Here is an 11,608-nt window from a genome sequence, read left to right as displayed (position 1 = left end):
TGCAGCTCTTCGATCATCTGCTGGATCTGCTGCGCCGAACTCTGGGTGCGGCTGGCCAGGGAGCGCACCTCGTCGGCCACCACGGCGAAGCCGCGCCCGGCCTCACCGGCGCGAGCCGCCTCGATGGCGGCATTGAGCGCCAGCAGATTGGTCTGCTCGGAGATGCCGCGGATGACTTCGAGGATCTGGCCGATGTTGGCCGTCTTGCCGTTGAGGGCTTCGATGTGTTCGCAACTGGTGCCGATCTTGCTCGACAGCGCCTGCATGGCGTGCAGGGCTTCGTCGAGCACCTCGCGCCCCTCCTCGCCCTGGGCGCGGGCCGTGCTGGCCTCGCCCGAGGCGTGGGCGGCGTTGCGGGCGATCTCCTGGGCGGCGGCGCCCAGCTCGTTGATCGCCGCGGCCACGCTGGTGGTGCGCTGGGCCTGGATATCGGACTGTTGCATGGACGACTGCGAGGCCTCCAGCACCCGGCGGGTACTCTGATTCAGCTCGCCGGTGGTCTGGGCCACATCGCGGATCGAGGTATGGATCCGCGCCACGAACTTGTTGAAAGCCTCGGCCAGGGCGCCGAATTCATCGCGGGATTGCACCGGCAACCGGAGGGTCAGGTCACCCTCGCCTTCGGCGATGTCGTCCATGGCGCGGGTCAGGTCGTGCAACGGACGCAGCAGCACGCGAATCAGCAGACCTAGCAGTAGGATGATGGCGATCACCGCCACCAAGGTGGCGACGATGGCCAGGTTACGCGCCTGGGTCACCGGGGCATAGGCCTTGGCCTGGTCGATGGACAGCGCCAGGTACCACTTGACCGAGGGCAGGCCCGCGACCGGGGTAAAGCTCACCAGCCGCTCGCTGCCGCCCTGCAGGACGTGGTGGAAGCCCGGGGCCAGGCTCGGGGTCTGCTCGGGGAAGACGTCCTTGAGGGATTTCAGCACCTGGTCGGCGTGGCTGCTGACCAGGATCTTGCCGTCGCCGTCCACCAGGAAGGCCTCGCCCAGGCCACCGGCGTCCAGCGAGGTGATCATCTTCATCAGGCTGTCCATCACCAGGTCACCGGCCACCACGCCGATCAACTTGCCGTTCTGCAGGACCGGCGCGGCGATGGTGATGCACAGGAAGCTCTGCGGCGGTGCGGTGAGATAGGGCTCGGTGAGGATGGGGCCACCGGCGCTGACCGCGGCCTTGTACCAGTCGCGCTGGCGGGCGTCGTAGCCGGCCTCCATGGGGGTATGGGGGCGGTCGGTAAAGGTGCCGTCGACCTCACCCAGGTAGGTGGAATCGAAGTTGCTCGTGTAGAGCTTCTGTTCGAGCAGGCCTGCGACATTGGCCGGGCTGCTGTCGCGGCTGAGCGCCTGGGCCTGGCTGTCGATCAGCTTGACCCGCGCATCCAGCCAGTAGGCGATGTTGCCGGCGGTGATGCGGCCGATCTCGCCCAGGGAGGCTTCGAGACTTTGAGTGATGGCCTGGCGCTGCAGATAGGCGTTGAAACTGGCGAAACCGGCCAGGGCGATGGTCACCACGAGGGCAGCCGCCAGCAGGATCTTGTGGCTGAATTGGAGCGAGCGTTTCATGGATACCACGCGAAAGGCTTAGGAAAGGGCAGCCGCGCTCCTCGCACATGCTGATTGCGATAATTATCTGGAGGGCAAGACGACCTGGGACGGGCGACATCGCACTATTACGCTCAAATCTGACTTTTAGCTGGCGCCAACCGATAAACGTTCTCACAACGCCGATGTCTGGCCAGCGCGCCCTACAGCAGGCTGAATCCTTTCAGTAGCAGCAGGCCCAGATTGGTGGTCAGCATCCCGCCCAGGGTACTGAGCACCACGATGGTGGCCGCCAGCTGGGCATTGCTGCCGGCGGCGCGGGCCATGACGAAACTCGAGGCGGCCGTCGGGCAGCCCAGGTAGAGGAAGAGGATGCCCAGCGCCGGCCCCTGGATGCCCAGCGCCAGGGCGCCCAGCACGCCCAGCAGCGGAATCCAGACGATCTTCCACAAGCTGGCACCCACCGCCAGGCCACTGCTTTCGCGCAGCGAGGCCAGCGACAGGGTGGCGCCGATGCACATCAGCGCCAGCGGCAGGGTGAGCCCGGCGAAATAGCGCGCCGAGGTGTCCAACCAGCGTGGCAGCTGCCACTGGAAATAGGCGAAGGGAATCGCCACCAGGATGCCGATGATCAGCGGGTTGCCGAGGATGCTGCGCAGCAGGGTGCGCCAGTTGGCCTCCAGCTGCGGACTGTAGAGCGCCAGCACGATGGTCGAGAGCACGTTGTAGAAGAGGATGACCATGCCGGCCATGATCCCGCCCACCGACAGACCGTAGTCGCCGTACTGGGTGGCCGCGAGGGCCAGGCCGACGATACCGCAGTTGCCGCGGAAGGCGCCTTGCACGTAGACCCCGCGATCGGCATGAGGGCAGCGCCAGATCGCCCAGCCCCAGGCAGCGAGAAAGCTCACCACCGTGGCCAGGGCGAAGTAGCCCAGCAGCAGCGGTTGCAGGGCTTCGCCGAGGTCGGCCTTGAGGATGCCGAGAAACAGCAGGGTCGGCATGGTGGCGCGAAACACCAGGGCGGACGAGGTATTGATGAAGGCGGTATCGATCCAGTTCAGCCGCTTGAGCACACAGCCGAGCAGCACCAGGGCGAAGACCGGGGCGGTGACGTCGAAGGTCGCCTGGACCAGGGCAAGCACGTCGGACATGGCAGAAGGCATCGCGGAAACGGCTCGCGATGGTAGCAGGCACGGCGCGCCACGGGTCCCTTCCTTCCGTCATCGCGAAGTGACATCAATCAATGCTTAGCTTACTATCTACCCGCCCGATTCAGACGACGCCCCCGATCCATCCCTCGCTTCGCCTCAGCGCGACCGCTCTAGCCTCCTGCCAGGGAAGCCGGCGAAGGGGTGGAACAATAAGACAGACAACAGGTTCAGACGTAGCAGACGACAGATCCGCATGCGGTTCCGATTTGCGATGTCGTCGATCGAGTCGAAGTCTCTTTTCACGATTGCATTGCGAGCGCTGCCATGACTGTCACTTCCAACGCGAGACCGGGAGGCCTGCCTGCCAGGTTACTCGGCATCCTGTTCATGCTCCTGGGCCTGGGCCTCTTGGGGCTGGGCATCAAACTGGCCACCCTCGGGGGCTCCCTGTATTACCTCGGCGGCGGCGTGCTGCTCGCCCTGAGCGGTTACCTGCTGTGCATCCGGCGGGCCAGCGGGATCTGGGTCTATGCCTTCTTCCTGGTGGTCTCCACCGCCTGGGCCGTACTGGAAGTCCAGTTCGACTGGTGGCAACTGGTGCCGCGCCTGGCGCTCTGGTTCGTCCTTGGCCTGGTCCTGCTGATCCCGGTGTTCCGCCGCCCGCTGGACAGCCGTAGCGGCGGCCTGCCACTGGTCGGCTCGCTGGTGATCGCGGCGGTCGTCGCCCTGGTCGCCCAGTTCGTCAACTACAACCGTCTGGACGGTGACCTGGGCCGCGACACCGCCGGCACCGAAAGCGCCGCCCCGACCGCCGCCGATGGCGACTGGCCGTCCTATGGCCGCACCGCCTTCGGTGATCGCTACTCGCCGCTCAAGCAGATCGACGTCAACAACGTGAAGAATCTGGAGCCCGTCTGGACCTTCCGTACCGGCGACATCCCCGGCCCGAACGATCCCCAGGAGACCACCGCGGAAAACACCCCGCTCAAGGTCAACGGCATGCTCTATGTCTGCACGCCGCACAGCCAGGTGATCGCCGTGGACCCCGACAGCGGCAAGGAAATCTGGCGCTTCGATCCCAAGCTGAGCACCCAGCACGCCGACAGCTTCAAGGGCTGGGCGCACATGACCTGCCGCGGCGTGGCCTACCACGACGACGCCACCTACGCCGGCACCACCACCGCGGGCCAGAGCCCGGCCACCGGCAGTGCCGTCCCGGTCGATGAGCAGAGCACCCCGGCCGCCAGCAGTTGCCCGCGGCGCCTGTTCCTGCCCACCGCCGACACCCGCCTGATCGCCATCAACGCCGACACCGGCAAGGTGTGCAGCGACTTCGGCGATAACGGCCAGGTCGATCTGACCGCCAACATGGGCAGCTTCACGCCCGGCGGCTACTACTCCACCTCGCCGCCGGCGGTGACCCGCAACCTGGTGATCATCGGTGGCCACGTCACCGACAACGTCTCCACCGACGAGCCGTCCGGTGTGATCCGCGCCTACGACGTGCACACCGGCAAGCTGGTGTGGAACTGGGACAGCGGCAATCCGGACGCCACCGCGCCCATCGCCGCTGACGGCATCTATACCCGCAACTCGCCCAACATGTGGTCGATGATGGCGGTCGACGAGAAGGTCGGCATGGTCTATCTGCCCATGGGCAACCAGATGCCCGACCAGTGGGGCGGCAACCGTACCCCGGCGTCCGAGAAGTACAGCGCTGGCGTGGTCGCCCTCGACATCGCCACCGGCAAGGTGCGCTGGAACTATCAGTTCACCCACCATGACCTCTGGGACATGGACGTCGGCGGTCAGCCGACCCTGGTGGACATCAAGACCGCAGGCGGCGTGAAACCCGCACTGATGGCCTCGACCAAGCAGGGCAGCATCTATGTGCTGGACCGCACCAATGGTCAGCCCATCTACCCGATCACCGAAACCCCGGTGCCCCAGGGCGCGGTGGAAGGCGACCATACTTCGCCGACCCAGCCGGTCTCCTCGATCAACCTGGCCGCGCCGACCCTTAAGGAAAGCGACATGTGGGGCGGTACGCCCTTCGACCAGGCGCTGTGCCGCATCGCCTTCCGCGAGCACCGCTACGAGGGCATCTACACCCCGCCGTCCACCCAGGGCTCGATCGTCTATCCGGGTAACTTCGGCGTGTTCGATTGGGGCGGTATCTCGGTCGATCCGGTGCGCCAGATCGCCTTCCTCAACCCCAGCTACATGGCCTTCACCTCCAAGCTGGTCCCCCGTGAAGAGATCGCCAACCAGCCGGCGCGCAAGAGCGAGACCGAGGGCATCCAGCCCAACAAGGGCGCGCCCTACGGCGTGATCCTGTCGGCCTTCCTGTCGCCCCTGGGCCTGCCCTGCCAGGCACCTGCCTGGGGCTACGTGGCGGGTCTCGACCTGACCACCGGCAAGCTGGTCTACAAGCACAAGAACGGCACCGTGCGCGACAACTCGCCGGTTCCGCTGCCCCTGCCCATGGGCGTGCCCAGCCTGGGCGGCACCGTCACCACCGCCGGTGGCGTGGCCTTCCTGAGCGGCACCCTGGACCAGTACCTGCGCGCCTATGACGTGAAGAACGGCAAGGAACTGTGGAAAGGCCGCCTGCCGGCCGGTGGCCAGACCACCCCCATGACCTACACCGGCAAGGACGGTCGCCAGTATGTGCTGGTCTACGCTGGCGGCCATGGCTCGCTGGGTACCAAGCAGGGTGACTATGTGATGGCCTTCGCCCTGCCCGAGAAGAAGTAAGGGCGCTCGCGCCCGAACTCCCCTCTCCTCCGGGAGAGGGTCCGGGGCGAGGATGCTTCGAGCACTTTGACATCCTGTTGGAACCCCCCTCGCCCCACCCCGAAATCCCGGCCTGGCCGGGATTTTTTTCGCCTGGGTTTTTCTTTCTATGAAAAGAGCCCCCTGGCACCTAAGGCTCGGCGGAAAAGGCTGCGCTGTTCTCCACGCTACGGGGTCAAGACCGTGCCTCGAACGCGCCCTCTCCCCCTGGGAGAGGGCTGGGGTGAGGGCAAACCCCGCTCCATCCCGTCCACCCGACTCGGTTAAGCTACCCCCATGCCCAGCTCCCCGCCCCACCACCGCCGCCTGCGCCTGGCCAACGGCCTGGCCGTCGCCCTGCTGCACGATCCCGAGCTGCCCCAGGCCGCTGCCCTGGTGCGCATCGGCGCCGGCAGTCACCAGGCGCCGCGGGCCTATCCGGGGCTGGCGCACTTTCTCGAACACCTGTTCTTTCTCGGCAGCCGCCGCTATCCGGCGGCGGACGGCCTGATGCCGCTGGTGCAGCGTCTAGGCGGCGAACTCAACGCCAGCACCCGCGAGACCACCACCGACTTCTTCTTCGCCCTGGCGCCCGAACACCTGGCCGCCGGCCTCGCTCGCCTGCTGGACATACTCGCCGCACCGCTGCTGGCAGCGGACGCCCAGCGCCGCGAGCGCGAGGTGTTGCACGCCGAATTCATCGCCTGGTCGCGCAGCGCCGATACCCGCCGCGACCTGGCCCTGGCAGCCGGATTGCCCACGGACCATCCAGCCGCCGGCTTCCATGCCGGCAACCGATACAGCCTGCCGCTGCAAAGCCCTGCCTTCCAGAGGGCGCTGCGCGACTTCCAGCGCCAGCAGTACTGCGCGGAGAACGCCCTGCTGGTGCTGGCCGGGCCGCAATCGCTGGCCGAACTGGCAGAGCTGGCCCGCGAGCACGGTGCCCTGCTGCCCTCCGGTCCTGCACCCAGCAACGCAATGCCTCGATCACTCCCGGCCACAGGCGAACACTGGCAGACCAGCAGCGCCTCGCCGCCAATGCTGGCCCTGCAATTCGCCCTCGACGACCTGCCGCCTGGCAGCTGGGAAGCGGTGGAGCTGCTGGAAGCCCTGCTGCTGGGCGACCATCCCGGCGGTCTGCCCGTGACCCTGCGCCAGGCGGGCTTGGCCGAACGCCTGAGCCTCGCCTGGCCCTATCGCCAGGCACGCCAGGGCCTGTTCCGGCTGGATCTCTCGCCCGGGGCCCAGGCCAGCCCCAACGATCTGACCGGCGCCCTGTTCACCTGGCTGGCTGCCCTGCGCCAGACGCCCCTGGCTGCCTTGCAGCAGGGCCATGCCGAACGCGTCCAACGCCAATGGGCCACCCTGCCCGCCCTGGCGCGGGTGCGGCGCCTGGGCGAACGCCTCTGGCTGGATCGGCAGGGAAACACCTGGCCACAACCGGTCCTCTCGGCTGCCGCCCAGACGGCCTGGCCACGGCTACTCGCCCAGTTGCTGCCGGAACGGCTCACTGGCTTCGCCGCTGGCTTGGCCAATCCACCGAGCGTGCCGGCCCCCGTGGCCACCACCTTTGCCCTGCCCCCGCCCAATCCGCGGCTCGCTGACCCAGGCACTCCAGGTACCCCGGCTACGCAACCCTGGCCAATCAGCCCCGCCCTCGCGCCCCAGCAGCGCGAAGGCCTGCTGTTCCTGGGCTGGCGGTGGCCGGGGCCGGTACCGGTCGCGCCCGACGCCCAGGTGCTGGGCGCGTTACCGCGGCTGGCCGCCGAGGCAGGCGTGAGCCTACGTTGGAGTCCACCCGGGGCACCCTGGGAATTGCGGCTGCAGGGCTGGGCCGCGGCGCTGCCAGCGGTGCTGGAGCAGGCGCTCGACAGGCTGGTGGCAGAGCTGGATAACATCGGACCGGCATCGGTGGTACCACCCGAACCCATGCTGATCCGCCAGTTGCTCAAGGTCCTGCCCGAGCGACTGCCGAACGGCATGGCTTTAACCGTCAGTGAAGGCGGACCGCGCTGGCAAGCCCTGGCCTGCGGCCTGCCCAAGGCGACGCAGGCATCCCTGGCCGCCGTTACCCCGCCGCCTCGGCCCCAGGCAGGGCCGCTGGGCGAGTCGCACAGCTTCACCGGTCGCCACTGGCACCCCGAACCCAGCGCCGACGCCCAGCAGGCGTTGCTGCTGTTCTGTCCGCAACCCGATGCGCGCCCCACCACCGAAGCCGCCTGGCGGCTGCTGGCGGCGCGCCTGCAAGGACCGCTGTTCCAGCGCCTACGTAGCGAGCGGCAACTGGGCTATGCGGTGTTTTCCGCCTATCGCCAGCTGGGCGATCAGAGCGGCCTCTTGATCGGTGTCCAGTCGCCCCATGCGCGGGCGGCGGAGATCCTGGCGGAAATCGAGAGCGGTTTGGCTGACAGCCTGGCCGCCATACAGGCCGAGTCCGCGACGCTGGCGCAGAACATCCGCCAGCTGGTACGCGACTTCAGCCCCGCCACCACTCAACGCGCCGCTCTGGCCGAGCGCCTCTGGTCGGGCTTCCAGCGCAGCGGTGCGCTGGATCTCGCGCCCTTGCAAGCAGCCCTGGCCGCCCTGGACGACAAGGCCCTGCAGCAGGCCTGGCAGCAGCTCACCGCCGCCGAGGCGCCGCGCTTCGTCCTGGCCAATGCCGCCGCACCATCCGGCTGGATGTCATAGCTTTCAACACTTTCCCGGGAGCGTGGGCCGCTGCTGGCGGTCAATCTGTTGCAGGATCGGTAAGACAGTTATGTCCGCCGGACCGCCGGCGATTCGTCGCGGCAAAAACCCTTAGCTAGGTAACATTTGTTAAACTCAGCGACCGGATCCATCCGGCTTTCGCAGTCAAAGAGGAGACCTCCCATGTGGACCAAGCCTGCCTACACTGACCTGCGCATCGGCTTCGAAGTCACCATGTACTTCGCCAACCGTTGATGCGCCCCACGCCCCGGTCCGCCGGGGCGTACTTTTTTCAGGTTCGACCTTTCCCATGCATATCCAGATTCTCGGCTCCGCCGCCGGCGGCGGCTTTCCCCAGTGGAACTGCAATTGCCCCAATTGCGACGGCTTCCGCAAGGGCACCCTCAGGGCCCAGGCCCGCACCCAGTCTTCCATCGCCCTGTCCGACGACGGGGTGAACTGGATCCTGTGCAACGCCTCGCCCGACATCCGCGCCCAGCTGGCCGGCTTCGCCCCGCTGCAGCCGGCGCGGGCCCTGCGCGACACCGGCATCCGCGCCATCGTCCTGCTGGACAGCCAGATCGACCACACCACCGGCCTGCTCAGCCTGCGTGAAGGCTGCCCCCACCAGGTCTGGTGCACCGAGATGGTCCACCAGGACCTCACCACCGGCTTTCCGCTGTTCAACATGCTCCAGCACTGGAATGGCGGCTTGACCTGGCAGCCCATCGCCCTGAGCGGCAGCTTCACCATCCCGGCTTGCCCGAACCTTGAATTCACGCCCTTCCCGGTGCGCAGCGCCGCGCCGCCCTATTCGCCCCATCGCCACGATCCGCACCCTGGCGACAACCTGGGGCTGCTGGTCCATGACAGACACACCGGCGGCAAGCTGTTCTATGCCCCGGGCCTCGGCCAGCCGGACACCGCCCTGCTGGAGCTGATGGGCCAGGCCGATTGCCTGCTGGTGGACGGCACCCTCTGGACCGACGACGAGATGCAGCGTCGCGGCGTGGGCACCCGGACCGGCACCGAGATGGGCCACCTGCCGCAAAGCGGTCCCGGCGGCATGCTGGAGGTGCTGGCCGGCTTCGAGCGCCAGCGCAAGGTGCTGATCCACATCAACAACACCAATCCGATCCTGGACGAAGACTCCCCCGAGCGCGCCATCGTCGCGCGCCAGGGCGTGGAAGTCGCCTGGGACGGGATGTCCATCGAGTTGTGAACGCCATGCCCAACGCCCTCACGCCCGCCGAATTCGAAGCCGCCCTGCGCGCCAAGGGCGACCTCTACCACATCCACCACCCCTATCACGTGGCCATGTACCAGGGTCGCGCCAGTCGCGAGCAGATCCAGGGCTGGGTGGCCAACCGCTTCTACTACCAGGTCAACATCCCGCTCAAGGACGCCGCCATCCTGGCCAACTGCCCGGATCGCGAGATCCGCCGCGAATGGGTGCAGCGCATCCTCGACCACGACGGCGAGCCCGGCAGCGAAGGCGGCATCGAGGCCTGGCTGTGCCTGGCCGAGGCCACCGGCCTGGATCGCGAGCAGGTGCTCTCTCAGGAACTGGTGCTGCCCGGGGTACGCTTCGCGGTGGACGCCTACGTCAACTTCGCCCGCCGCGCCTCCTGGCAGGAGGCCGCCAGCAGCTCCCTGACCGAGCTGTTCGCGCCGCAGATCCACCAGTCGCGGCTGGACGCCTGGCCGACCCACTACCCCTGGATCGATCCGGCCGGCTACGAATACTTCCGCACCCGCCTGGGCCAGGCGCGGCGCGACGTCGAGCACGGCCTGCAGATCACCCTGCAGCACTACACCACCTGGGAATCCCAGCAGCGCATGCTGGAGATCCTGCAGTTCAAGCTGGACATCCTCTGGAGCATGCTCGACGCCATGAGCATGGCCTACGAACTGCACCGCCCGCCCTATCACAGCGTCACCGCCGAGCGTCGCTGGCACCGAGGAATCGACCTATGAGCTTCGACCGCACCCAGGTGCCGCGCTGGCGTCCCGGCTACCGCTTCCAGTTCGAGCCGGCGCAGCACGCCCATGTGCTGCTCTATCCCGAGGGCATGATCAAGCTCAACGACAGCGCCGCCGCCATCGGCGGGCTGATCGACGGCCAGCGTGACGTGGCCGCCATCATCGCTGACCTCGACGAACGCTTCCCCGGCGTCCCCGAACTGGGTGCGGACGTCGAACAATTCATGGAGGTCGCCCGTGCCGAGCACTGGCTCCTGCTCGGCTGACACCAGCCTGCCGGGCACGCCCATGCAGTTGCCGCAGCCGCCCACCGTTGCTGCGCCCAGCGTCGGCCTGCCGCTGTGGCTGCTGGCCGAGGTCACCTATCGCTGCCCGCTGCAGTGCCCCTACTGCTCCAATCCCCTGGACTTCGCCGCCCAGGGGCGCGAACTGACCACCGAGCAGTGGTTCAAGGTGATGGCCGAGGCACGGGAGATGGGCGCGGCCCAGATCGGCTTCTCCGGGGGCGAACCCCTGGTGCGCCAGGACCTCGCCGAGCTGATCCGCGAGGCGCGCCGGCTGGGCTACTACACCAACCTCATCACCTCCGGCATCGGCCTCACCGAGGCGCGCATCGCCGAATTCAAGGAAGCCGGTCTGGACCATATCCAGATCAGCTTCCAGGCCAGCGACGAACAGGTGAACAACCTGCTGGCCGGCTCGAAGAAGGCCTTCGCCCAGAAGCTGGCCATGGCCAAGGCGGTCAAGGCCCATGGCTACCCGATGGTGCTCAACTTCGTCACCCACAGGCACAACATCGATCGCATCGACCAGATCATCGACCTCTGCCTGGCGCTGGAAGCCGACTTCGTCGAACTCGCTACCTGCCAGTTCTATGGCTGGGCCGAGCGCAATCGCGCCGGTCTCCTGCCGACCAGGGCCCAGCTGGAGCGCGCCGAAGGCATCACGAACCAGTACCGCGCGCGCCTCAAGGCCGAGAATCATCCCTGCAAGCTGATCTTCGTCACCCCGGACTACTACGAAGAGCGCCCCAAGGCCTGCATGGATGGCTGGGCCAAGCTGTTCCTGACCATCACGCCGGACGGCACCGCCCTGCCCTGCCACGGCGCCCGGCAGATGCCCATCGCCTTCCCGAACGTGAAGGAGCAGGATCTGCGGCACATCTGGTACGACTCCTTCGGCTTCAACGTCTACCGCGGCTACGACTGGATGCCCGAGCCCTGCCGCTCCTGCGACGAAAAGGAAAAGGACTACGGCGGCTGCCGCTGCCAGGCCTTCATGCTCACTGGGGATGCGCGCAACGCCGATCCGGTCTGCGCCAAATCACCGCACCACGACCTCATCCTCGCCGCCCGCCAGGAAGCCGAGACCGCGACCCAGCGGATCGAGGACCTGCAATTCCGCAACGAGCGTAATTCGCGGCTGATCGCCAAGGCTTGAAGCCAGAGGCGGCGCCAG

At 67.4% G+C, this 11,608-nt stretch carries 9 protein-coding genes; 7 read left to right on the top strand and 2 right to left on the bottom strand.

All coding sequences use genetic code 11. The annotated features are described in order from the left end of the window. Both AX284_RS01950 and AX284_RS01945 read right to left on the bottom strand, forming a co-directional pair. On the bottom strand, window positions 1–1,571 hold a 1,571-nt coding region (locus tag AX284_RS01950; RefSeq protein ID WP_068383289.1), incomplete at its 3' end, for a methyl-accepting chemotaxis protein. 182 nt (window positions 1,572–1,753) lie between these two features. Continuing rightward, entirely contained in the window at window positions 1,754–2,695 is a 942-nt protein-coding gene (locus AX284_RS01945; RefSeq protein WP_064308433.1) for an AEC family transporter, read from the bottom strand. Window positions 2,696–3,028: 333 nt separating this feature from the next. On the opposite strand from AX284_RS01945, the gene AX284_RS01940 reads away from it, so the two are divergent. The 7 genes from AX284_RS01940 (at window position 3,029) to pqqE (ending at window position 11,590) form a co-directional block, all read left to right on the top strand. After that, window positions 3,029–5,461 carry a glucose/quinate/shikimate family membrane-bound PQQ-dependent dehydrogenase gene (locus AX284_RS01940; protein WP_064308411.1) on the top strand — a complete coding sequence of 811 codons (2,433 nt, stop codon included), beginning with the start codon at window positions 3,029–3,031 and terminating at the stop codon, window positions 5,459–5,461. Between the two features lie 315 nt (window positions 5,462–5,776). Continuing rightward, window positions 5,777–8,167, top strand: a complete 2,391-nt coding sequence (gene pqqF, locus AX284_RS01935) for a pyrroloquinoline quinone biosynthesis protein PqqF (protein WP_068383288.1) — start codon at window positions 5,777–5,779, stop codon at window positions 8,165–8,167. A gap of 183 nt (window positions 8,168–8,350) precedes the next feature. Further along, window positions 8,351–8,422: a pyrroloquinoline quinone precursor peptide PqqA gene (gene pqqA / locus AX284_RS11640; protein ID WP_003243383.1), complete on the top strand. Its 72-nt coding sequence runs from the start codon at window positions 8,351–8,353 to the stop codon at window positions 8,420–8,422. A 55-nt stretch (window positions 8,423–8,477) separates the two neighbouring features. Continuing rightward, window positions 8,478–9,389: a pyrroloquinoline quinone biosynthesis protein PqqB gene (gene pqqB, locus AX284_RS01930; RefSeq protein WP_068383286.1), complete on the top strand. Its 912-nt coding sequence runs from the start codon at window positions 8,478–8,480 to the stop codon at window positions 9,387–9,389. 5 nt (window positions 9,390–9,394) lie between these two features. Then, on the top strand, window positions 9,395–10,144 hold the full coding sequence (gene pqqC / locus AX284_RS01925) for a pyrroloquinoline-quinone synthase PqqC (protein WP_064308434.1): 750 nt from the start codon (window positions 9,395–9,397) through the stop codon (window positions 10,142–10,144). Then, window positions 10,141–10,416 carry a pyrroloquinoline quinone biosynthesis peptide chaperone PqqD gene (gene pqqD, locus AX284_RS01920; protein ID WP_064308414.1) on the top strand — a complete coding sequence of 92 codons (276 nt, stop codon included), beginning with the start codon at window positions 10,141–10,143 and terminating at the stop codon, window positions 10,414–10,416. The genes pqqC and pqqD overlap by 4 nt, the downstream gene beginning before the upstream one ends. Window positions 10,417–10,438: 22 nt before the next feature. Continuing rightward, a complete protein-coding gene (pqqE, locus tag AX284_RS01915) occupies window positions 10,439–11,590 on the top strand; it encodes a pyrroloquinoline quinone biosynthesis protein PqqE (protein WP_068383298.1) in 1,152 nt (383 codons plus the stop codon). Window positions 11,591–11,608: the final 18 nt, after the last annotated feature.

The sequence above is a fragment of the Pseudomonas sp. HUK17 genome (genome assembly GCF_001566765.1).
This window is presented reverse-complemented; position numbering and strand designations above follow the sequence as displayed.

Coding starts and splice junctions, on each gene's coding strand:
- AX284_RS01940 (WP_064308411.1), top strand. CDS start 3,029: ATGACTGTCACTTCCAACGCGAGACCGGGAGGCCTGCCTGCCAGGTTA.
- pqqF (WP_068383288.1), top strand. CDS start 5,777: ATGCCCAGCTCCCCGCCCCACCACCGCCGCCTGCGCCTGGCCAACGGC.
- pqqB (WP_068383286.1), top strand. CDS start 8,478: ATGCATATCCAGATTCTCGGCTCCGCCGCCGGCGGCGGCTTTCCCCAG.
- pqqC (WP_064308434.1), top strand. CDS start 9,395: ATGCCCAACGCCCTCACGCCCGCCGAATTCGAAGCCGCCCTGCGCGCC.
- pqqD (WP_064308414.1), top strand. CDS start 10,141: ATGAGCTTCGACCGCACCCAGGTGCCGCGCTGGCGTCCCGGCTACCGC.
- pqqE (WP_068383298.1), top strand. CDS start 10,439: ATGCAGTTGCCGCAGCCGCCCACCGTTGCTGCGCCCAGCGTCGGCCTG.